25 protein-coding genes are annotated in these 21,016 nt (G+C 70.2%); 14 read left to right on the top strand and 11 right to left on the bottom strand.

Annotated features, from left to right (window positions below; all coding sequences use genetic code 11):
• The first annotated feature begins 217 nt into the window (after positions 1 to 217).
• From ASF22_RS06745 to dprA, 4 genes are read left to right on the top strand one after another with little or no spacing between them, the layout of a single operon-like run.
• Complete coding sequence (locus tag ASF22_RS06745; RefSeq protein ID WP_056168362.1) at positions 218 to 1,168, top strand: aspartate carbamoyltransferase catalytic subunit; 951 nt, start codon at positions 218 to 220, stop codon at positions 1,166 to 1,168.
• 5 nt (positions 1,169 to 1,173) lie between these two features.
• The gene (locus tag ASF22_RS06740; RefSeq protein ID WP_056262655.1) at positions 1,174 to 2,475 is read left to right on the top strand and encodes a dihydroorotase; all 1,302 of its coding nucleotides are present in this window, start codon (positions 1,174 to 1,176) and stop codon (positions 2,473 to 2,475) included.
• On the top strand, positions 2,472 to 3,080 hold the full coding sequence (gene plsY, locus ASF22_RS06735; RefSeq protein ID WP_244473690.1) for a glycerol-3-phosphate 1-O-acyltransferase PlsY: 609 nt from the start codon (positions 2,472 to 2,474) through the stop codon (positions 3,078 to 3,080). Before ASF22_RS06740 ends, plsY begins: the two co-directional genes overlap by 4 nt.
• Positions 3,081 to 3,118: 38 nt before the next feature.
• The gene (gene dprA, locus ASF22_RS06730; protein ID WP_056262652.1) at positions 3,119 to 4,288 is read left to right on the top strand and encodes a DNA-processing protein DprA; all 1,170 of its coding nucleotides are present in this window, start codon (positions 3,119 to 3,121) and stop codon (positions 4,286 to 4,288) included.
• 7 nt (positions 4,289 to 4,295) lie between these two features.
• Here the strand turns inward: dprA and ASF22_RS06725 are convergent, their stop codons facing one another.
• On the bottom strand, positions 4,296 to 5,468 hold the full coding sequence (locus ASF22_RS06725) for a hypothetical protein (protein ID WP_056262650.1): 1,173 nt from the start codon (positions 5,466 to 5,468) through the stop codon (positions 4,296 to 4,298).
• A 225-nt stretch (positions 5,469 to 5,693) separates the two neighbouring features.
• On the opposite strand from ASF22_RS06725, the gene ASF22_RS06720 reads away from it, so the two are divergent.
• Positions 5,694 to 5,954: a hypothetical protein gene (locus tag ASF22_RS06720; RefSeq protein WP_056168343.1), complete on the top strand. Its 261-nt coding sequence runs from the start codon at positions 5,694 to 5,696 to the stop codon at positions 5,952 to 5,954.
• A 224-nt stretch (positions 5,955 to 6,178) separates the two neighbouring features.
• On the opposite strand, the gene ruvX is transcribed toward ASF22_RS06720, so the two are convergent.
• Together ruvX and ASF22_RS06710 are read right to left on the bottom strand one after the other, a co-directional pair.
• Positions 6,179 to 6,670, bottom strand: coding sequence for a Holliday junction resolvase RuvX (gene ruvX, locus ASF22_RS06715; RefSeq protein ID WP_056262647.1), 492 nt, complete (start codon positions 6,668 to 6,670; stop codon positions 6,179 to 6,181).
• Positions 6,671 to 6,743: 73 nt separating this feature from the next.
• Positions 6,744 to 7,283, bottom strand: a complete 540-nt coding sequence (locus ASF22_RS06710; protein ID WP_056168335.1) for an SMI1/KNR4 family protein — start codon at positions 7,281 to 7,283, stop codon at positions 6,744 to 6,746.
• 107 nt (positions 7,284 to 7,390) lie between these two features.
• Between ASF22_RS06710 and ASF22_RS23640 the strand changes: the two genes are divergently transcribed.
• From ASF22_RS23640 to ASF22_RS23635, 6 genes are all read left to right on the top strand, one after another.
• Positions 7,391 to 7,576: a hypothetical protein gene (locus tag ASF22_RS23640; RefSeq protein WP_156368890.1), complete on the top strand. Its 186-nt coding sequence runs from the start codon at positions 7,391 to 7,393 to the stop codon at positions 7,574 to 7,576.
• Between the two features lie 109 nt (positions 7,577 to 7,685).
• Positions 7,686 to 7,973 carry an Asp-tRNA(Asn)/Glu-tRNA(Gln) amidotransferase subunit GatC gene (gatC, locus tag ASF22_RS06705; RefSeq protein ID WP_056168332.1) on the top strand — a complete coding sequence of 96 codons (288 nt, stop codon included), beginning with the start codon at positions 7,686 to 7,688 and terminating at the stop codon, positions 7,971 to 7,973.
• Between the two features lie 92 nt (positions 7,974 to 8,065).
• Positions 8,066 to 9,547, top strand: coding sequence for an Asp-tRNA(Asn)/Glu-tRNA(Gln) amidotransferase subunit GatA (gene gatA / locus ASF22_RS06700; protein WP_056168329.1), 1,482 nt, complete (start codon positions 8,066 to 8,068; stop codon positions 9,545 to 9,547).
• A gap of 10 nt (positions 9,548 to 9,557) precedes the next feature.
• A complete protein-coding gene (locus ASF22_RS06695; RefSeq protein WP_056168326.1) occupies positions 9,558 to 9,857 on the top strand; it encodes a hypothetical protein in 300 nt (99 codons plus the stop codon).
• 84 nt (positions 9,858 to 9,941) lie between these two features.
• A complete protein-coding gene (gatB, locus tag ASF22_RS06690; RefSeq protein ID WP_056262643.1) occupies positions 9,942 to 11,414 on the top strand; it encodes an Asp-tRNA(Asn)/Glu-tRNA(Gln) amidotransferase subunit GatB in 1,473 nt (490 codons plus the stop codon).
• 564 nt (positions 11,415 to 11,978) lie between these two features.
• The gene (locus ASF22_RS23635) at positions 11,979 to 12,146 is read left to right on the top strand and encodes a hypothetical protein (RefSeq protein WP_156647623.1); all 168 of its coding nucleotides are present in this window, start codon (positions 11,979 to 11,981) and stop codon (positions 12,144 to 12,146) included.
• 452 nt (positions 12,147 to 12,598) lie between these two features.
• Here ASF22_RS23635 and ASF22_RS06680 read toward each other — a convergent pair whose 3' ends face one another.
• From ASF22_RS06680 to ASF22_RS06660, 5 genes are all read right to left on the bottom strand, one after another.
• The gene (locus ASF22_RS06680) at positions 12,599 to 13,612 is read right to left on the bottom strand and encodes an efflux RND transporter periplasmic adaptor subunit (RefSeq protein WP_056262638.1); all 1,014 of its coding nucleotides are present in this window, start codon (positions 13,610 to 13,612) and stop codon (positions 12,599 to 12,601) included.
• Between the two features lie 2 nt (positions 13,613 to 13,614).
• Positions 13,615 to 13,809 (bottom strand): DUF1656 domain-containing protein, encoded by a 195-nt coding sequence (locus tag ASF22_RS06675; RefSeq protein ID WP_056168314.1) that lies wholly within the window; start codon positions 13,807 to 13,809, stop codon positions 13,615 to 13,617.
• The gene (locus ASF22_RS06670; RefSeq protein WP_056262635.1) at positions 13,809 to 15,821 is read right to left on the bottom strand and encodes an FUSC family protein; all 2,013 of its coding nucleotides are present in this window, start codon (positions 15,819 to 15,821) and stop codon (positions 13,809 to 13,811) included. The genes ASF22_RS06675 and ASF22_RS06670 overlap by 1 nt, the downstream gene beginning before the upstream one ends.
• Positions 15,818 to 16,234 carry a DUF4345 domain-containing protein gene (locus ASF22_RS06665; RefSeq protein WP_056168308.1) on the bottom strand — a complete coding sequence of 139 codons (417 nt, stop codon included), beginning with the start codon at positions 16,232 to 16,234 and terminating at the stop codon, positions 15,818 to 15,820. The genes ASF22_RS06670 and ASF22_RS06665 overlap by 4 nt, the downstream gene beginning before the upstream one ends.
• Before the next feature lie 102 nt (positions 16,235 to 16,336).
• A complete protein-coding gene (locus ASF22_RS06660) occupies positions 16,337 to 16,585 on the bottom strand; it encodes a hypothetical protein (RefSeq protein ID WP_056262633.1) in 249 nt (82 codons plus the stop codon).
• Positions 16,586 to 16,798: 213 nt separating this feature from the next.
• Here ASF22_RS06660 and ASF22_RS06655 point away from each other — a divergent pair, with 213 nt between their 5' ends.
• Positions 16,799 to 17,434, top strand: a complete 636-nt coding sequence (locus tag ASF22_RS06655; protein ID WP_056168415.1) for a glutathione S-transferase N-terminal domain-containing protein — start codon at positions 16,799 to 16,801, stop codon at positions 17,432 to 17,434.
• A 53-nt stretch (positions 17,435 to 17,487) separates the two neighbouring features.
• On the opposite strand, the gene ASF22_RS06650 is transcribed toward ASF22_RS06655, so the two are convergent.
• Positions 17,488 to 18,045, bottom strand: a complete 558-nt coding sequence (locus ASF22_RS06650; protein WP_056168303.1) for a DUF2147 domain-containing protein — start codon at positions 18,043 to 18,045, stop codon at positions 17,488 to 17,490.
• Between the two features lie 222 nt (positions 18,046 to 18,267).
• Between ASF22_RS06650 and ndk the strand changes: the two genes are divergently transcribed.
• The gene (gene ndk, locus ASF22_RS06645) at positions 18,268 to 18,690 is read left to right on the top strand and encodes a nucleoside-diphosphate kinase (protein ID WP_056168300.1); all 423 of its coding nucleotides are present in this window, start codon (positions 18,268 to 18,270) and stop codon (positions 18,688 to 18,690) included.
• A 147-nt stretch (positions 18,691 to 18,837) separates the two neighbouring features.
• A complete protein-coding gene (locus tag ASF22_RS06640) occupies positions 18,838 to 19,215 on the top strand; it encodes a hypothetical protein (protein ID WP_056168297.1) in 378 nt (125 codons plus the stop codon).
• 42 nt (positions 19,216 to 19,257) lie between these two features.
• Here ASF22_RS06640 and purN read toward each other — a convergent pair whose 3' ends face one another.
• Both purN and purM read right to left on the bottom strand, forming a co-directional pair.
• Entirely contained in the window at positions 19,258 to 19,932 is a 675-nt protein-coding gene (gene purN, locus ASF22_RS06635; RefSeq protein WP_056262630.1) for a phosphoribosylglycinamide formyltransferase, read from the bottom strand.
• Between the two features lie 13 nt (positions 19,933 to 19,945).
• Positions 19,946 to 21,013, bottom strand: coding sequence for a phosphoribosylformylglycinamidine cyclo-ligase (gene purM / locus ASF22_RS06630; protein ID WP_056262627.1), 1,068 nt, complete (start codon positions 21,011 to 21,013; stop codon positions 19,946 to 19,948).
• Between the last annotated feature and the right edge of the window lie 3 nt (positions 21,014 to 21,016).

Here is a 21,016-nt window from a genome sequence, read left to right as displayed (position 1 = left end):
GGGCCTTGGTCCGACAACGACCGGTTGCGCGCTTGCGCACGCTGCGGTGGATGCGGCAAGGCGGGCCGCCTGCCGGGGCAGGGGCCTTTTGCGGGGCATGAAGTGGGTTAACCCTCGGGCGATGTCAAATGGGGACACTTTGCCGGCTGCGTCGCGCGCCTCCGAATGACCTCCGTCTTGCGGGCGCGGCGCACCCGCTGTAGCGCTGACCCCCGTGATGACCAGCGCCCCGACTCCGCCCGGCTTCCCCCACCGCCATCTCCTCGGCATCGAGGGCCTGTCGCGCCCCGACATCGAGGCCCTGCTGGAGCGGGCCGACGCCGCCGTGGCGCTGTCGCGGCAGGTGGAGAAGAAGCGCACGACCTTGCGCGGGCGCACGCAGATCAACTTGTTCTTCGAGCCCTCCACCCGGACGCAGGCCTCGTTCGAGCTCGCCGGCAAGCGGCTGGGCGCCGACGTCATGAACATGTCGGTGGCCTCCTCATCGGTGAAGAAGGGCGAGACCCTCGTCGACACCGCCGCGACCCTCAACGCCATGCGCCCCGACATCATCGTGGTGCGCCACCACGCGGCCGGCGCCGTGCATCTCCTCGCCCGCAAGGTCGATTGCGCCGTGGTCAATGCCGGCGACGGGGCCCATGAACATCCGACCCAGGCGCTGCTGGATGCGCTCACCATCCGCCGCAACAAGGGCCGGATCGAGGGCCTCACGGTCGCCATCTGCGGCGACGTCCTGCATTCGCGCGTCGCCCGCTCCAACATCATCCTGCTTCAGGCGCTCGGCGCCCGGGTGCGGGTGATCGGTCCGTCCACCTTGCTTCCCACGGGCCTCGACCGATTCGGCGTCGCGGTGTTCACCGACATGCGCAAGGGGCTGGCGGGGGCCGATATCGTCATGATGCTGCGCCTGCAGCGCGAGCGCATGAACGGCTCCTTCGTGCCTTCGGTGAAGGAGTACTTCCGCTATTTCGGCCTCGACGGCGACAAACTGGCGCTGGCTGCCCCCGATGCCCTGGTGATGCATCCGGGGCCGATGAACCGTGGCGTCGAGATCTCTTCGGAGGTCGCAGACGGGGCGCAATCCCTCATCCGCGAGCAGGTCGAGATGGGGGTGGCCGTGCGGATGGCCGTGCTCGAAGCCCTCGCGACGCACCTGCCGAACGCGTGAGTCCGATGGCCCATCCTCCCCTTCTCCTCACCAACGCCACCCTGTGCGATCCGGCGAGCGGACGGCAGGCCCCCGGCCACGTCCTCGTGCGCGACGGGCGCATCGGTGACCTCGCCTGGGGCGCCGCCCCGGCCGCCCCCGAGGGGGCCGAGACCGTCGACTGCGGCGGGCACGTCCTCGCCCCCGGCCTCATCGACCTGCGCGCCTTCGTCGGCGAGCCCGGCGCCGAGCACCGCGAGACCCTGGCCTCCGCCAGCGCGGCCGCCGCCGCCGGCGGGGTCACCACCCTGGTGTGCATGCCCGACACCAACCCGGTCATCGACGGGCCGGCCATCGTCGACTTCGTCCTGCGCCGGGCCCGCGACACGGCCTGCGTCACGGTGCTGCCGGCCGCCGCCATCACCAAGGGCCTCGCGGGCCGCGAGATGACGGAATTCGGCCTGCTGCAGGAGGCCGGCGCGGTGGCCTTCACCGACGGCCTCAAGGCCGTGACCAACGCCCAGGTCCTGCGCCGGGCCCTCACCTACGCCCGGGATTTCGACGCGCTGATCATGCAGCACGTCGAGGAGCCCGACCTCGTCGGCGAGGGGGTGATGAACGAGGGCGAGATGGCCTCCCGGCTCGGGCTCATCGGCATTCCGCGCGAGGCCGAGACGGTGATGCTGGAGCGCGACATCCGCCTCGTGCGCCTCACCGGCGCCCGCTATCACGCGGCGATGATCTCCTGCGCCGATTCCATCGAGATCGTGCGACGGGCCAAGGAGGACGGCCTGCCCGTCACCTGCGGCGCGTCCGTGAACAACCTCGTCCTCAACGAGGGCGACATCGGCCATTACCGCACCTTCTGCCGGCTCTCGCCGCCGCTCCGCCACGAGAGCGACCGCCTCGCCCTGGTGGCGGCCCTGAACGAGGGCGTGGTCGACGTGATCGTCTCCGATCACAACCCGCAGGACGTCGAGACCAAGCGCCTGCCCTTCGCCGAGGCCGCCGACGGGGCGCTGGGCATCGAGACCCTGCTGGGCGCCGCCCTGCGCCTCGTCCACACCGGCGACATCGCCCTGCCGCGCCTGCTCGCCGCACTGACGACGCATCCGGCAACGATCCTCCGCCGCGAGGCCGGACGCCTCGCTGTCGGCGCGCCGGCCGACCTCGTGCTCATCGATCCGGAGGTGCCCTACATCCTCGACAAGCGCCGCCTGAAGTCGCGCTCGAAGAACTCGCCCTTCGACGAGGCGCGCCTCCAGGGCGCGGCCCTGCTGACCCTCGTCGGCGGACGCATCGTGTTCCGGGACGGGGGCTTCGCGTGACCTACGCCGAGGCCGCCTCCGTGCCGATGCTGCTGGCGGGTCTCGCCGGGGGCTACCTCCTCGGTTCGATCCCCTTCGGCCTGATCTTCACCCGCATGGCCGGTCTCGGGGACGTGCGCGCCATCGGCTCGGGCAACATCGGCGCCACCAACGTCCTGCGCACGGGCCGCAAGGGGCTGGCCGCCGCGACGCTCCTGGGGGATGCCCTCAAGGGAACGGCGGCCGTGCTCATCGGTCTCCAGTTCAACCTGGAGCCGGCCCTGGCGGCGGGGCTCGGCGCCTTCCTCGGCCACCTGTTCCCGGTCTGGCTCGGGTTCAAGGGCGGCAAGGGGGTCGCGACCTTCCTGGGCGTGCTCCTGGCGCTGAGTCCGGTGGCGCTCGCCGCCTTCGCGGCGATCTGGCTCGGCCTCGCCTTCGGCCTGCGGTACTCGTCGCTGGCGGCGCTGGCCGCCTCGGCCGCCACGCCCGTCGTCCTGTGGGCGCTCGGACAGCCAGGGGTTGCATGGCTCTTCCTCCTGCTCGCAGCCCTGCTATGGTGGAAGCACGCGCCCAACATCCGCCGGCTCCTCGCCGGCACCGAAGGGCGCATCGGGCAGAAGGGCTGAGGACCACCGACGCCGCCCGACCGTGATGGGGCAGGGCGATGCAACTCAACGATGCCCAGCGCCTCGATTGGCTCCGTCTCATCCGCGCCGAGGGCATCGGCCCGCGCACCTTCCGCACCCTCATCAACCGCTTCGGCGGGGCCGGCGCCGCCCTGGAGGCGTTGCCGAACATCACCGGCCGCGCCGGCCGGCGGGTCACGCCGCCGACCCGGGCGCAGGCCGAAGCCGAACTCGCCGCCGCGGCCCGCATCGGCGCCCGTTTCGTGGCCTCGGGCGAGGCCGACTATCCAAAACTCCTCCAGGCGGCGGATTCCGCGCCGCCGCTCCTCGCCGTGCGGGGCGACCCGGACATCCTGAACCGGCCGGCGGTCGCCATCGTGGGTTCGCGCAACGCCTCGGCCGCCGGCCTGAGCGTCACCGAGCGCCTCGCCCGGGACCTCGGCGCGGCCGGTCTCGTGGTGGTCTCGGGGCTGGCCCGCGGCATCGACGCCCGCGCCCACAAGGCCGCCCTCCTGCCCGGCACCGTGGCGGTTCTGGCCGGGGGGCACGACCGGATCTATCCGGCCAACCACGCCGCCCTCGTCGAGGCGATCCTGGAGGCGGGCGGGGCGGTGGTGGCCGAGATGCCCATGGGCTGGGAGCCGCGGGGCCGCGATTTCCCCCGGCGCAACCGCATCATCTCGGGCCTCAGTCTCGGCACCGTCGTGGTCGAGGCGGCGCGGCGCTCGGGCTCCCTCATCACCGCGCGCTTCGCCCTGGAACAGGGCCGCGAGGTCTTCGCCGTGCCGGGCTCGCCCCTCGACCCGCGCGCCGAGGGCACCAACGACCTCATCCGCCAGGGCGCCACCCTGGTGGCGGAGGCCGCTCACGTCCTCGAGGCTGTGGCCCCCCTCATCGAACGCGAGGCCTACGGTACGGAACCCCTCGCCCTCGACCGTCCCGATCTCGCCGACGCGCCGATCTTCTGGGACGAACTCGACGTCGACGGGATCGTGCTGCCGATGCCGGTGGACGCCCTCGAGCCGCCCGAGCCTGCGGACGACCGCGCCCGCCTCATCGGACTCCTCAGCCCGACCCCCATCGGCACCGACGACCTCGCCCGGGCCGCGGGCTTGAGCGTGCGCGTGGTGCAGACGACGCTCCTCGAACTCGAACTCGACGGGCGCATCGAGCGGCATGGGAGCGGGGCGGTGTCCCTGGTGGGGTGAGGGCGGCTCAGCGCAGATAGATCACGCTGTAGAGGGTGCGCCGCAGCTCGTCCTCCCGCAGCCAGACCCGGCCGTTGTCGCAGCGGCCGGCGATGTCCGGCCGCATCCGGGCGCAATACTCGCCGGTGTTGTCCTGGACGAGGTACTGGCACCCGCCCGCCGTCCGGCGCCGGCCGATGACGGCGCTGGAATGGTCGGCGGCGAGATCCGGGTCCTTCGGGTCGCGGTCCTGCAGGATGTACCAGCTGTAGCCGATGGTCGGCGCCCGGCCATGGTCGAGGGCGTAATCGACCCGGGCCAGCAGGCGGGTGATGTCCCGGGGCGCCGGCGGCCGGCCCGCCTCCAGCATCGCCATGAAGTCGAGCTGGTTGGCGGCGACACGCGTCGAGACCGGCAGCAGGGGCACGGGCAGGGGTATGCGCCGGCACAGGGTCTCGACCCGCGCAAGCCACGCGTCGTTGAAGGCGTCCGCCCGGCGCGAGCGGAGCTTGCCCACCGTCGCCCCGACGCGGCGCAGGCACTGGTTCGGTGCGCGCAAGGGAGCGCCGAAGCGCAGGGCCGCGTAGGTGGGGGTGAAATGCGCGTAGCCCTCGTGCGAGGGCAGGTCGCGCTCCTCGCACAGGCCGTCGAGGTTGTAGAGCAGGGCGGCGGCATCCTCCTCGCCGCCCTCCAGCTTGTCGAAGTAGGGCTGCAGGCCCGGGTTGCCGACGGGATTGATGTCGGCCGCGTTCCGGCTCCAGGCGATGTCGGCCGCATGGTTCGGATGCGCCCTCAGATGCGCCCGGAGTGCCGGATCGGGCTGGCCTTCGAGCCGGGCCGGATCGGCGAAGTAGAACTTGCCGGCCACATCCAGGGGCGAGACGGCCCGGCCGACGCGCTGGGAGATCATGTCGGCGGTGGCGTAGGCAAAGCAGATGGCGGTGTCGCCCTGGCCGATGGGAATCTCGGCAGGTTTGGGCGAGATCAGGGCGTCGCCCGGAAGCCGGTGCGTGCCGGGCGGCATGGCGATCCGCAACGGAGCGCACGCGGCGTTGCGGGCGTAGGCCGGCTGCGCGGGCAGGATGCGCGGATCGGGAGCCTGCGCCGGTGCGGCCGATCCCGTCGCGAGCAGCAGCAGGGCGCCACAGGCCGCCCGTGCGCGTATCGCAGACCCGGCTCGGTTCACGTCCCGCTCGAACATTCCCGGCTCAACCTCGCAGATCCACCCTCAGGCTCGCTAAAGCATCGGCCCGTGCAGGGGAATTCGGTTCGCGTCCGAAGCCCTCGAAACAACGCATCGGCCGGTTCGGCAGGGTTGCGTGCGCTTCGACACGTCACGCCAAGCTGACGCTCCCCATCTGTAGTTCAGACAGAGAGAAACGAACCGGTTTGTCGGTTCGACCTGCAAAGGAAACTGAGTATCACAATGAAGACCCGTATCGCCGCCATCGCCGCCGCTCTCGTGCTTGGCGTTGCTCCGATCTCGTCTGCGATGGCATTCGAGCGCCCCGCGCGCGACACTGCGTTCACCCCCTACGATGTCGAGACGACCGGTTCGATCAACGCTCCGTCCCGGGTGCCGTCATACGGTGGCTGCCCGATGAGCTCGGCCGCCGAGGGCAACGCCAATCAGCAGAATTTTCCGGTCATGCAGTACGGCCAGACCTCCGGCGGCAACCGTTGCTGATCCGGACGGAGGCGGTGACACCCATGGTCCTGAAGGGCTTCTCCTACGCGATAATCGGCGCCTTCGCGGGCGGCCTGATCTTCACCCTGGTCGGCGCATCCCAGGCGATGCTGGCCTCGTAGCGCGCACGGTGCCGCGGGGGCGGGCCGACGCCGACACCATTTGGCTCGAGAGACGGGCGGCGGGGCGAAAGCTCCGCCGCCGACGCGTGCGGGCCCCGCACCTCACGCGTCGTCCGCCGCCTCGTCCGTCAGCACCCCCCGCATCTGATCGAGGCACCCCTGGAGGATGTAGGCGGCGGCCAGCATGTCGACCACGGCGCCGCGCTTGGCCCGCGAGGCGTCGGCGGCGATGAGGGCGCGGGTGACCGCGGCCGTGGACAGGCGCTCGTCGCAGAACAGGACCGGCAGGTCGAGGAGCGGCTTCAGGTTGCGCACGAAGGAGCGGGTGGATTGCACGCGCGGACCCTCGCTGCCGTCCATGTTGAGGGGCAGGCCCATGACGAGGCCGCCGACCCCGTGGGTCTCGCAGAGCTGGCGCAGGCGGGCGACATCGGGCGTGAACTTCACCCGGCGGATGGTCTCCAGGGGCGAGGCGATCTGGCGCCCGACATCCGACAGGGCGAGCCCGATGGTCTTGGTGCCGAGATCGATTCCGATGAGACGACGGCCGCCCTGCGACGCCTCCGCGAAGGCACGGATCTCGGCCTCGGTCATGTCGTTCGCTCTCCGCTGATCCGCCCCTCCTGATCGATCCGTGGCCGAGTGGCAATCCGGGCGCCCGCCGCCGTCAATGCGTGCTGGGGGCCGGATCGTCGCCCACGAAGGTCGAGGGCAGGGGGGCCGCACCCATGCCGAGGATGCCGCGCACGGTCGGCGTCTGCACCCGCCGCAGGAAGTCGCCGAGATCCGCCCCGCCGAAGCGCACGGATTCGAGGTCGGCGCCCATCACCCAGATCTCGTATTCGGGCCGCTCCGGGACGACATCCCAGAACAGGAACTCGCCCGCCTCCGAGCGGCCGAAGAAGCAGGCCCGCTCCACCACGGAGGGATCGTCGCCCTCCACCTCGAACCCATGGTCGGGACGATCCGACAGGACGGCGCCGATGCTGTGGGCCATGAGCTCCGCGCCGGTGACGAGGTCCGTCTCCGGAGCGGGACCGGGGATCAGGACGCGAAAATGACCGGCGGCCAGGCCTGCACCCCACCGCAGGCAGAAGTCCCGGTAGGAGGCGGGGAGGGGGAAGCCCAGCTCCGCCTCGGCGCGGGCGAGATCCGCCTCCCCCGAGACCGGTCCGGCCACACCCTGCGCGAACACCGTGTCCCACATGCCGTCGTCTCCGTGTCCATTAACCCTAAGCAAACGTCGCCCTGGCCTTGCCGGCACCGTCCGGTCATAGCATCGTTAACAAGGTGTTAACGTCGTGGGTGGTGCGTATGAACCTGTCCGGAACGAATCCCCCCGCCCCGGTTGCCCGCCGGACGATGCCGTTCCGGCACAAGCTGATGCTGCTCCTGGCCGTTGAGATCGTCGCCTTCGGCTTCCAGCAGGCCGAGCGCAACCCCCACAGGCCCGGCATCTCCGTGGAGGTGCCCGCCCGCGCCGGCCATATGATCGCCTGAGACGGGATCGCCCGGCGTTGCGAGCGCGCGAAGGCGGGTGCTATAGCCCGGCCGTGTTCCGTCGCGGTCGTCAAAGCCCCGGCGCATCCTCCTGGGGGCTCAAGGCAGCATGTCGGTCGACGCAACGACGGTGAGGCGCATCGCGCATCTGGCGCGCATCGCGGTGAGCGAGGACGAGGTCGCGCCGCTCCAGGGCGAGCTGAATGCGATCCTGGCCTTCGTCGAGCAACTCGGCGCCGTCGATGTGACGGGGATCGAGCCGATGACCTCGGTGACCCCCATGGCGATGAAGAAGCGCACCGATACGGTGACGGAGGGCGGCCACGCCGACGACATCGTCTTCAACGCGCCGGAGACCGAGGACCATTACTTCCTCGTTCCGAAGGTGGTCGAGTAGCGCCGCCCCTGTTTTCGTGATGCCTCCTGGCAGGATCGTTCGGCGCCGAGACCGGCGACGGGGTCCGTCGGGATCTTGAGGACCGAACGCCCATGACCACCTTGAACGAACTCACCCTGGCCGACGCCCGCGACGGGCTCAAGGCCAAGGACTTCTCCGCCACCGATCTCGCGAAGGCGCATCTCGCCGCCATGGAGAAGGCGCGCGGCCTCAACGCCTACATCCTGGAGACGCCCGAGCGCGCGCTCGCCATGGCGGAGGTGGCCGACACCAAGATCGCCGCCGGCGCGGCGCGCCCCCTGGAGGGCATTCCGCTGGGCATCAAGGATCTGTTCTGCACCCACGGCGTCGCCACCACCGCCGGGTCCAAGATCCTCGAAGGCTTCCAGCCGCACTACGAATCGGCCGTGACGCACAACCTCTGGCGCGACGGCGCCGTGATGCTGGGCAAGCTCAACCTCGACGAGTTCGCCATGGGCTCGTCCAACGAGACCTCGGCCTACGGCGACACGATCTCGCCCTGGCGGCGCAACGGGTCCGACACCAAGCTGGTGCCGGGCGGCTCGTCGGGCGGCTCCGCCGCGGCCGTCGCCGCCCACCTGTGCCTCGGCGCCACCGCCACGGACACCGGCGGCTCCATCCGCCAGCCCGCCGCCTTCACCGGCACGGTGGGCATCAAGCCGACCTACGGGCGCTGCTCGCGCTGGGGCACGGTGGCCTACGCCTCGTCCCTCGATCAGGCCGGACCCATCGCCCGCACCGTGCGCGACTGCGCCATCCTGCTCGGCTCCATGGCCGGTCAGGACGCGCGGGACACCACCTGCGCCGATCTTCCCGTGCCGGACTTCGAGGCGGCGGTGTCGCGTGGCGTGAAGGGCCTCACCATCGGCATTCCGAAGGAGTACCGGGTCGAGGGCCTCTCCGCCGAGGTCCAGGCCCTGTGGGACCGCGGGGCGGAGATGCTCAAGGACGCGGGCGCCACGGTGCGCGAGATCTCCCTGCCGCACACCCCCTACGCGCTTCCGGCCTACTACATCGTCGCCCCGGCCGAGGCCTCCTCCAATCTCGCCCGCTACGACGGCGTGCGCTACGGCCTGCGGGTGCCCGGCAAGGACATCGCCGGGATGTACGAGAACACCCGCGCGGCGGGCTTCGGCCGCGAGGTCAAGCGCCGGATCATGATCGGCACCTACGTGCTGTCGGCGGGCTATTACGACGCCTATTACGTCCGCGCCCAGAAGATCCGCACCCTGATCAAGCGCGACTTCGAGGAGGCCTACGCGTCGGGCATCGACGCGATCCTCACCCCCGCCACCCCGTCCGCCGCCTTCGGGCTCGGCGAGAAGGGCTCGGGCGACCCCGTCGAGATGTACCTGCAGGACGTGTTCACCATCACGGTGAACATGGCGGGGCTTCCCGGTCTCTCGGTGCCCGCCGGCCTCGATGCGCAGGGGCTGCCGCTGGGCCTCCAGCTCATCGGCCGGCCCTTCGACGAGGAGACCCTGTTCGCCGCCGCCCAGGTGATCGAGACGGCCGCCGGTCGGACCAAACTGCCGGCGGCGTGGTGGGCATGAAAGCGCGGCCATGACCGTCCCGGTTTATGCCTTCAACGAGTGGATCTGGGCCGCGTTCGATCCCGTTCTGATCGCCATCGCGCTGGTCATGGGCTGGAAGTCGGATCAGTTCGTGAAGGTCATCCTCGTGTCGCTGATGGCCTTCTCGGTCTCCGTGCTGGTGTCGTGGGGCGTCACGGCCATCGGCATCCCCTGGCCGGCCCCGGTGAGCCACGACGGACCGACCTTCTTTCCGATCCGCTGGATCGCCGGATTCCTGTGGGGTGCCCTGGGCTTCCTGGCGCACCAGCTCTATCGCCTGCGCGCTTGACCGCGCCGGCCGGCATTTCCACCTTCGATGACTTGCACCCTTCCGGCGCTCACCCGCGCTCCGCAACGCTGAACCTGGGCCATCATGACCGCAGCCGTGAACCCAAAAAAACTCATCAAGGGCGGCCTGCACGATTGGGAGGTCGTGATCGGCATGGAGATCCACGCCCAGGTCACGAGCCGCTCCAAGCTGTTCTCCGGCGCCGCGACGGAATTCGGGGGCGAGCCCAACGACCACGTCTCCCTGGTGGACGCGGCCATGCCGGGGATGCTGCCGGTGATCAACGAGGAATGCGTCGCCCAGGCCGTGCGCACGGGCCTCGGGCTCAAGGCGCAGATCAACCACCGCTCGGTGTTCGACCGGAAGAACTACTTCTACCCGGACCTGCCGCAGGGCTACCAGATCTCCCAGTTCAAGGACCCCATCGTCGGCGAGGGCACGGTGCTGGTCGATCTGCCCGATGGCGAGACGATCACGGTGGGCGTCGAGCGCCTGCACCTCGAGCAGGACGCCGGCAAGTCGCTCCACGACCAGAACCCGACCCAGAGCTTCGTCGATCTCAACCGCTCGGGCGTCGCCCTCATGGAGATCGTCTCGCGCCCCGACCTGCGCTCGTCGGAGGAGGCGCGCGCCTACGTGACCAAGCTGCGCACCATCCTGCGCTACCTCGGCACCTGCGACGGCGACATGGAGAAGGGCTCGCTCCGGGCCGACGTGAACGTGTCCGTGCGCCTGCCCGGCGACCCGCTCGGCACCCGCTGCGAGATCAAGAACGTCAACTCGATCCGCTTCATCGGCCAGGCCATCGAGGTCGAGGCAAGGCGCCAGATCGCCATCATCGAGGATGGCGGCACCATCTCCCAGGAGACCCGGCTGTTCGATCCGAGCAAGGGCGAGACCCGCTCCATGCGCTCCAAGGAAGAGGCGCACGATTACCGCTACTTCCCCGATCCCGACCTGTTGCCGCTGGAGTTCGACCAGGCCTACGTCGATCGGCTCGCCGAGGGCTTGCCCGAACTGCCCGACGCCAAGAAGGCGCGCTTCATCGAGGCCTACGGGCTCAGCCCCTACGACGCCGGGGTGCTCATCGCCGAGCGGTCCTCGGCCGATTATTTCGAGGCGGTGGCCAAGGGGCGCGACGGCAAGGCCGCGGCGAACTGGGTGATCAACGAGCTGTTCGGCCGCCTCAACAAGGAGGGCAAGGGCATCGAGACGAGCCCGGTCTCGGCGGATCAACTCGGTGCCGTGGTGGACCTCATCGGCGAGGGCGTCATCTCCGGCAAGATCGCCAAGGACCTGTTCGAGATCGTCTGGACCGAGGGCGGCGACCCGCGCGCGCTCGTCGAATCGCGCGGCATGAAACAGGTGACCGACACCGGCGCCATCGAGACGGCCATCGACGCGATCATCGCGAAGAACCCCGACAAGGTGCAACAGGCCAAGGAAAAGCCGACGCTCCTCGGCTGGTTCGTCGGCCAGACCATGAAGGCCACGGGCGGCAAGGCCAACCCGGCGGCGGTGAACGCCCTGCTGAAGGCGAAGCTCGGCATCGAGTAGGAGGCGCGCTGCCCTCCCCACGAGGGTAGGGCTGCAGATGGCGCGGGTGGGCGTGAAGGCCCTCGGTGCGCATTCCCTCTCCCCGCCAGCGGCCATTGTATCCACACATCTCAGCGCGATGCGGCCCTCCTCCCCCTGTGGGAAGAGGGCCGCGCCCTGCTTCTGGAAAAACGCAGTCGTGTGAATCCGGTAGCCGCAAGCGGGACGAGACCAGCTTCGTCGCGAGGGAATGACGCGTTGAGCCCGGCATCCGCTTTCACGATCCGCCATCTCGGCCGGCCGATACGCCGGCTTTCCACGCCGTGCGTCTCGATGCCTTACCCGGCACCCGGAGGCGTTCGGCGCGTCAGGGGAGGTGGAATCCAGACAGCCGCTCGCGTGGTTCGCCGTGACCCCTGGAGATCCAAGCCGTATTCGGTGCCTGGAGCGGGGAGGGCGGACCTGGTCGGAGGCGCGGCACTCTACGTGCCCGAGGCGCCCAAGCTCTGCTACCAACGGCACTTTGTGGGGGGCGCTTCGTGGGGCGTCTTCGTCAGCGCGGACGCACGCGGCGTCTGCGTTGGCATGCTGCTCATCGCGGCCGTGACCGCCTATGCGGAGACTTGCGTGGACGATGTGGGGTTGTCCGTGGAGGCCGCCAATCACGGCGCGATCCGGCCCTACGAAGCCGCCGGGTTCGTGCCATACGGCATCGAGCCGCGCGCTGAACATCGCCGACGTCTTCTACGATGAAATCTTGATGAACTTAGATCTCAGCCGCCAAGGCTGAGCAAGAGAAACCGGCGGCGGAAGCGGTCGAGATGGGGCATTTCGCGTGTTCGAAGTCGTGCCGTAAAGGCCGCTTCTGCGCCCCGGTGACCGCTTCCGTCCCGTGATTCGTGTCTTCGCTGCTCGGATCCGGATCGAATTAAGCTCGGATCGTCGCCGCAGCGTGCTGCTGGGGTGGAGTCATGCTCGTCTCCCACTCGGGGTTGGCCGCAATCGAACGTCAAACGTCGCTGCTGGTTACCTCGTTGCTTTGTCTGTGCTTGACTGGCGAAGCACAAGGACAGACTGCGACTGCCGGGGGGAAGCGTCAACCCCCTATTTGCCGGCTTTGTCGAAAGTCTCCGGTCGGAGTGAGGGAGCGCCGCGAAACGTCCTGAACGGTCAACGTCTTGGCGCCCGTCCCCACCCCACCCGCTTCACGGGTTCGGGGTCGGGACCGCCCAGCCCGAGACGCGCTGGCGCAGGGCCGCCCACCAGTTGCGTCCGTGGACGCTCGGCTCCCCCACGGAGACCGTGGCGGTCATGCCGGCCACCAGGGTCACGCCCGCGGGCACGTCCTCGATGCGCACCCGCACGGGCACGCGCTGGGCGAGCCGGACCCAGGTGTAGACGGGATCGACGCTGGGCAGCCCCTGCGTGCTCGGCGCCGCGTTGGCGATGCTGATGCCGAGCGTGATGCTCTCGACCCGGCCGCGGATGATCGGATCGTAACCGAGGAGCTGCGCCGAGACGGTGTCGCCCACATGGATGTGGGCCATCTTCGTCTCCTCGAAGTAGCCGTCGATCCAGAACGAATCGGTGTCGATCACCGCGATGTTGACGGTGCCGGTGGTGGCGTAGTCGCCGACCCGCAGGAGCAGGTTGGTCACCCGGCCGTTCACGGGCGCGCGCACCTCCGTGCGGGTGCGGTTGATCTTGGCCTGGGACAGCTGCGCCTTGGCCGAGGCGAGGGCGGCCTCGGCGATCTTGGCCGTGCCGGCGAATTGCTGCTTCTCCTCGACGGAGGTCGACAGGGTGGTGAGCGCCTCGCGCCGCGCGGCCTGGGTGCGCTTGACCTGGAGGTCGGCCTCGCGGTTGTCCATCTCGGCCTGGGCCGACGCGATGGCGACGTCGAAATCGAACGGATCGATGACGTAGAGCACGTCTCCCTTGTTGACCGCTTGGTTGTCGGTGACGCGCAACTCGACGATCTGGCCCGAGACCTGGGGCGCGACGCTCGCCACCTGCACGCGCACCCGGCCGTCGCGGGTCCACGGCGCGGTGACGTAGAATTGCCAGACCAGGGCCGCCGCCACGAAGGCGCAGGCCAGGATCAGGCCGGTGGCGAACAGGCGCAGGATCCGCCGGGGCCGGCCTACCGTCTTGGGAGCCTTGGCCGGCTGCGCCTTCCGGTCTGCGTCTTGGCGGGCATCTCGGGATTCGTCGGACATCGTCACAGGAACACGATCAGGAGGGCGAGGATGCAGACGTAGAGGCCGGCCTCCGCGAGCGGCGGATTGGCGACGTAGCGGCTGAAGCGGAGACGGTTGAAGGCGACGCGCAGGAGCATCAGGATCGCCAGGGCGCCGGCGGCGTAGGCGACGAAGGGCGAGACGAGAACGCCGCCGAAGTCGAGGTCCGAACGCATCAGGCGCCTTTCAGTCCGAGGCGGCGCAGGAACCGCCCCTGCGTCGCGGCGACGTTGGCGATGGTGGCGAGATCGCTCGCCGCCCGGGCGATGGCGAGGCGCGTGGTCCGCGCGGTCCCCCGCCCGGCGGCCAGCAGCGCGTGCGCCGCCGCCTCGATGGCCCGGCGGTCCACGGCCATGATCGCCTGCCGCGCCGCCCCGGCGGCATCCGCGAGGGCGGGGTCGCTCGCGAGACGCCTGAGCTCCGCATGAGCCCGGGCGGCGGCCGCCTCCATCCGGGCGAGATCGAAGGCCCGGTCGAGGCTTGCCGTCCGCACGGCGCCGCTCTTCGAGCTCCATTGCGCGAACTGGAGGAGGCGATCGCTGTTGAGGCTGGTCCGGGTGGTGGCATCGCCGCCCTCGCCGGCCAGGGCATCGACCAGGGCGCGCCGTGCCGAATCGAGGGCGAAGGCCCGGTGCTGGGAGGGCGAGATCGGCAGCACCACCCGCACGGTGACGAACAGGATGAGGGCCGCCATCACCACCAGCAGGGCGTTCGCGAAGAACGTCTGCGGATCGTAGGTCTGCGGGTTCGAGGGCGAGAGCAGGACGGGGAAGAACACCAGCAGGATGAAGCCGACACCGAAGGTCGGCGGATTGAGGCTGAGGAAGCAGGCCACGAACACCACGGGCGCGATGGCGATGGCGAGCAGCGGAAACCCCTGCACCCCGGCGAGCAGCCCGAACAGGACGAGTCCGGCGCACAGGGCGGCCAGCGGCATGCCGATGAGCACGCCCCGGGCGAACGCCTTCGGGTCCGGCGTGATGGAGGAGAGCGCACAGGTGGCGGCCACTTGGACCAGGGCGAAGGAGGTGGCCGGCCAGCCCGCGAAGATGAGAAGGAGGGCCGTCGTCCCGAACGCGATGCCGACCCGCGCGGCCCCGCGCAGGGCCACGGGGAAATCGCGATGGGTCGGCAGGGGCACGTCGCGCAAGGGACGCTTCCCGGTGTCGAGGGCCTCGGCGCCGTCCTGCGCGAAGGCGGCGTTCCGGGCGAAATCGACGGCGCGCTGCAGGGCCAGGACCTCGCCGAGATCGGCCCCGCGCCCGACGGTGTCGGCGAGACCGTCGCGCAGGCGTTCGGCCGCCCGGAGGGCCGCGTCCCGCGCGCCGTCGCGGGTGAGGTCGAGGCACAGGACACGGGCCTCCGCCACGGCGGGGCCGGGCGCGCGGTCGGCGGCGGTCCCGAAGGCACGGGCGGAGGCCGCCATGGCGTAGAGGGCCGCGATGGCGCTGCGGGCCCCCGCGGCCCGGTTGGGGCCGTCGTCGAGTTCGCCCGCGATGGCACTGGCGTCCCCCCGCATGACCGCGATGCGGCGGATGAGGGCGCCGGCGCGCTCCGATCCGGGATCGCCTGCCGTGAAGGTGTCGCGCGCGAAAGCCCGGGTCGCCTCCAGCGCGCCGTCCAGCGGCGTGCGCAGCGTGCGCCACGTGCTGGGGGAGGCGAGGGCATCGTTGATGAAGGTGATGGCGACGATGCCGATGGCGATCGCCGCCACCCGGTCGACGGCGGCCTCGAACACCGCCTGCGGCGCGTCGATATGCGCGATGGCGATGATCGCCACGGTGTAGCCCGACAGCATCGCCCCGTAGGCCCGGGTGTCCTGCAGGAAGTGGGCGGTGAAGACGCACAGCATCAGCCAGGTCGCGAACGACACCAGCAGCAGCACCCGGTCCTGCGCGAACAGGGCGATGAGCACGATGGCCACCACGGCCCCGACGATCGTACCCACGAACCGGTAGAGCGCCTTCGACAGGGCCTGTCCGCGCTTGGGCTGGGCCAGGATCGCCACGCAGACCATGGCCGAGGAGGCTCCCGAGAGCTGGAGCCAGAACGCCGCGTAGAGGGCCAGCACCATGGCGAGCCAGATCCGCAGGGCGAAGGCCCAGGCGGAGGGCGGCGGCACCACTCGGTCGGCGAAGGCGAGGGTGCGGTCGAGGAGGGAGGGCGCGTCCTGCGTCGCTTCGCTCATGGAACGCGTGACGCCGCCGGAACGAGGGCGTCCGCGGATGATCCGGCGACCCGCGCCTGCCACAGGCACAGGAGCGGGGTCACCACGAGCTCCACGGCGAGCGCCGCCATCATGGTCAGGGACGGCAGGCCGGTCAGCGCCAGGCCGAGGAGCCGGGCTAGGCCGCCCAGCGCCACCACCAGGGTGAGAAAGCGGAACAGGCCGGCCTTGGCCTCGATTCCCGGCACGCAGATCCAGAACAGGATGCCGATGCCCATGTGGAGGCCCGACAGGTAGCGGTAATGGCTGTCGGCGGAGACATCGACGAGGCCGCCCCCGCTACTCAGGCCGAACAGGACGCCGTAGAGGCCCGACACGACGGGCACGAGGGCGACCGCCGCCACCACGCGCTGCAACGCCTGCCGTTCCCGCATCGCCCCGTCCCGTCCCGTACAAGCCGCCCGACGGCCAACAGGGCAGACGGGCAAGCGTTCCCGGGTAAGCGCTACGGTGCCCGACGCACCGGTGTTTGTGGATCAGGCCTTCTGTTCCTTGAGGCGCTTCACGCACTTGCTGAAGTACTGCGGCCATTTCGGGCCCTTGGCGGCCTTGTCGGCGACGGAGAGCGCCCGCCATTCCGCACCGCAGGTCTTCTGGCGCGTGCGCGCCGCACTCTGGCTCACGGTCGGCTCCTTGGCGGCCGTGCCTTTCTCATGGGCGAAGACTGGCTGGGACAGCAGGAGCGGGGCGGCGAGGCAGGCCAGGAGGAGGGAGCGGAACGGCATCGTAACAACTCTCGATTGCGGGGTTGCCCCTATGGGGCGGGCACGGCGCATCACACCCACAACCAGAGCGTTCGGCAAGAGGCTTTTGCGGAGCAATCTCCCCGACGTAAGGCCGGCCCGCGATCCGCCCAGCACCCCGCCCGCAACCATCGGCTGGCGTTGCGGTTTGATCCGGCACAGGAAGCACGACGAACCTTGGCCGGGATGAACCGCATGGCACACGCTCCGGGACGACCCATCGACGTACACACGTGGAGCACGCCCAACGGCTGGAAGATCCCGATCATGCTGGAGGAGTGTGGCCTGCCCTATCGGGTGGTGCCCGTGAACATCGGCCGGGGCGACCAGATGGCGCCGGACTTCCTCGCGCTCTCGCCCAACAACAAGATCCCGGCCATCGTCGACCCCGACGGGCCGGGGGGCGAGCCGATCACAATCTTCGAATCGGGGGCGATCCTACAATACCTCAGCCGAAAGACCGGCTGCTTCCTCCCCGCCGACGAGCGCGCGCGGGTGAAGGTCGAGGAGTGGCTGATCTGGCAGGTGGCGGGCTTCGGGCCGATGCTCGGTCAGGCCCATCATTTCCGCATCTACGCGCAGGAGAAGATTCCCTACGCCATCGAGCGCTTCACCACGGAGGCCCAGAGGCTCTATCGCGTCCTCGACCGGCAACTCGACGGCCGGGACTATGTCGCGGGAGACATTTCCATCGCCGACATCGCGATCCTGCCCTGGGCCAAGTACCACGAGAAGCAGGGCGTCGACCTCGCCGCCCTGCCCAATGTCGAGGCCTGGATCGCCCGGATGCTGGCGCGGCCCGCCGTGCAGCGCGGGTTCGCGGCGATCTGAAAGGGGGGGGACCCTCCCTTCCACACAAGGGGGGCAATGCCCCCCGGGGACCGTTATTCCGCCGGAGCGGCCTTGGCCGCCGGCTTCGGAACCGCCTTCGCGGCGGGCTTCGGCGCCGGGGCGGCGGCCTCGCCGGCCACGTTGGTGGCCTGCTGGTTCACATCTGGCACCCGGGTCCAGGTCTGCGAGCCGCACAGGATCTTCAGGAGGCAGCCCGAGACCGACAGCTCGGAGGCGCTCTCACGCTCCAGGCTCACCTGGTACAGCTTGCCCTCGTCGGCGTTGTAGATCTCGCCGGAGAATTTCGACTCCTCGGGCTTGAGGTTGTCGAGGAGGGTAAGGCCCAAGGCAGGGCGGCTGCGCTTCTTCGGGTCGGGATTCTTGATGTCGGTGCGCGGAGCGCCGTCCTCGGTGGTGGGGGATTTCAGCCAGACCACCTTGCCGCAGATGTTGGCGCCGCCCGGGCCGCACCGGTCGATGCGGACCTTGGCCCGTCCGTCGCCGGTGAGCCAGGTGCCCGACGGGTCCTGGGTGGGAGCGGCGAGGGCCGGCACCACCTGGGCGATGGTGAAGCCGGAAAGAAGGCAGGCGGCAGTCAGGGCGACGCGCATGGGATGGTCTCCGTCGAACGGCGGAAGGGGTCGGTGTCGTTGACACCAGAAAGCCCGCGCAATCGGGCGAATTTCCGGCACTGTTGCGCTCAAGCCATGGCCGAGGGTTTTTCCTCGTGAGGCAAGGGTTTTTACCCTCGGGTTGAGGGGCGGGGGCGCCCCCGCTATAAGCCCGGCGCCGGAGCCTTAAGTTCCGGCCACAGAATCAGAACCGGACGAACCATGGCCACCGAGCGCACCTTCTCCATCCTCAAGCCCGACGCGACGAAGCGGAACCTGACCGGCGCGGTCAATGCCGTGATCGAGAAGGCCGGCCTGCGCATCGTCGGTCAGCGCCGCATCCAGATGAGCCGTGCCCAGGCGGAGAAGTTCTACGAGGTCCACAAGGAGCGCCCGTTCTTCGGCGAGCTCGTCGACTTCATGATCTCCGGCCCCGTGGTCGTGCAGGTGCTCGAGGGCGAGAACGCCATCGCCCGCTACCGTGAGATCATGGGCGCCACGAACCCGGCCAATGCCGACGAGGGTACCATCCGCAAGACCTTCTCCGAGTCGGTGGGCGAGAACACCGTCCACGGGTCCGACAGCGCCGAGAACGCCAAGCTCGAGATCGCGCAGTTCTTCCAGGACTCCGACATCGCCGGCTGAGTGCCTTCGCCGCGCACCGCCGTCCCGAGGGGCGGCGGCGCGCGGCGGTATTTGCCGCCACGCTGTGGCCGCGCTGCCCTTGCGCGGCCACCAGGGCTCCGTGAAACCGGGCTGTTTCCCGAATCGCTTTCACGGACCCCTCACACCATGCGCCTCCTCGCTCCGCGCACCGGCCGGCTTCTGCTCGCCGCAGGCCTCCTCGCTGCGCTCGCCGCCTGCAACGCCAACAAGGCCGGCCCGACGGCCGAGCTCGCCGGCTACACGCCCGATCCGGCCCTCAAGACCGCCACCGCGAGCAACCTCACCGGTCGCGTGCGCCATGCCTGCACGGTGACGCAGGCCCGGCTCCAGAACGTGTCCGAGGTCTCCCTCGCCCGCCCGTGCGGCTGCTACGCCCAGCGCACCCTGGCGAGCCTCGACCAGAACGAACTCGTCGCCTATCGCACCACCGGCTACTTCAACGATTCGGCCCGCGCCAAGGCGCTCTCGGCCCTCGACAGCTGCCAGCTGCCGCGCCCGGCCTGATCGGCATCAGGGCGGGCCCGCCGCGCCGGTCCGCCCTTTTTCTCAACAACCCGTCTCGTCTCGGAGACTGAGCAGGGCGCCGTCCGCCCGGCTCACATCGTCCGAAAAAACCACCCGGTCGCCGTCGAGGCGCGCACGGCCCGAGGCGATGAGCGCCAGGGCCGCCGGATAGAGCCGGTGCTCCTGCACCAGGATGCGGGCGGCCAGCGCGTCGGCATCGTCGCCCGGCAGGACCGGCACGGCGGCCTGGGCGACGATGGGCCCGGCATCGAGCTCCGGCACCACGTAATGCACGGTGCAGCCGTGCAGGCGCACACCTGCGGCCAACGCCTGTTCGTGCGTGTGCACGCCCTTGAACAGGGGCAGCAGGGAGGGGTGGATGTTGATCATCCGCCCGGCCCAGGCCTCGACGAAGCCGGCGGAGAAGATCCGCATGAAGCCGGCGAGGCACACGAGGTCGATGTCCGCGGTCACGAGTTCGGCGTGCAGCGCCGCGTCGAAGGCCGCGCGGCTCGGATAGGCCTTGTGGTCGATGGCGCGCGTCGCGATGCCGGCCGCCGCCGCCGTGGCGAGGCCCCCGGCCTCGGGCCGGTTGGAGGCCACCAGCACGATCTCGGCGGGAAAATCCGGCGCCGCGGCCGCCGCGATGAGCGCGGCCATGTTCGAGCCGCGTCCCGAGATCAGGATCGCGACCCGGGTTTTTTTCGGAGGCGTCATCAGCGCGGCACCGTCAAAACGTGAGCCGGCCTTCGAAGGTCACGGACTCGGGACCCCGCGTCGTGATCCGGCCGAGCCGCACGGGCGAGGCACCGCCGAGATCCAGCGCCTTCGACACCGCGCCGACGCTGTCGGGCGAGACCACCACCACCATGCCGATGCCGCAGTTGAAGGTGCGCAGCATCTCGGATTCGGCGACCTCGCCGATCTCGGCGAGCCAGCCGAACACCGGAGGGGGCATGATCGCGTCGAGGTCGATGGCGATGCCGACCCCGTCGGGCAGCACGCGCGGCAGGTTGTCGGGAAAGCCCCCGCCGGTGATGTGGGCCAGCGCCTTGATCCCGTCCGTGGATTTCAGGGCGGCGAGCAGAGGCTTCACGTAGATGCGGGTCGGCTCGAGAAGGGCTTCACCGAGGGTGCGGATCGGCTCGAACGGCGCCGGATCGTCGTAGGACAGACCGCTCTTCTCGACGATGCGGCGCACCAGGGAGAAGCCGTTAGAATGGACCCCGGAGGAGGGCAGGCCCAGCACCACGTCGCCGGGCACGATGTTGCCGCGCGGCAGCAGGGTGCCGCGCTCGGCCGCCCCCACGCTGAAGCCGGCGAGATCGTAGTCGGCGCCGTCGTAGAGGCCCGGCATCTCGGCGGTCTCGCCGCCGATGAGGGCGCAGCCGGCGAGGCGGCATCCCGCCGCGATCCCGCGCACGATGTCGGTCCCGACGCCGGGCACGAGTTTGGCGGTGGCGAAATAGTCGAGGAAGAACAGCGGCTCGGCGCCCTGGACGATGATGTCGTTGACGCACATGGCGACGAGATCGATGCCGATGGTGTCGTGGCGGTTGGTCTCGATGGCGATCTTCACCTTGGTGCCGACGCCGTCGTTGGCTGCCACCAGGATCGGATCGCGGAACCCCGCCGCCTTGAGGTCGAACAGGCCGCCGAACCCGCCGATCTCGGCATCCGCCCCCGGCCGGCGGGTGGCGCGCACCAGCGGCTTGATCGTCTCGACCATGGCGTTGCCCGCATCGATGTCGACGCCGGCCTCCGCGTAGGTCATTCCGTGTTTGGGCTCGCCGGTCATCCG

The sequence above is a fragment of the Methylobacterium sp. Leaf87 genome, assembly GCF_001422775.1.
In the GTDB taxonomy this organism is placed as follows: Bacteria; Pseudomonadota; Alphaproteobacteria; order Rhizobiales; family Beijerinckiaceae; genus Methylobacterium.
This window is presented reverse-complemented; position numbering and strand designations above follow the sequence as displayed.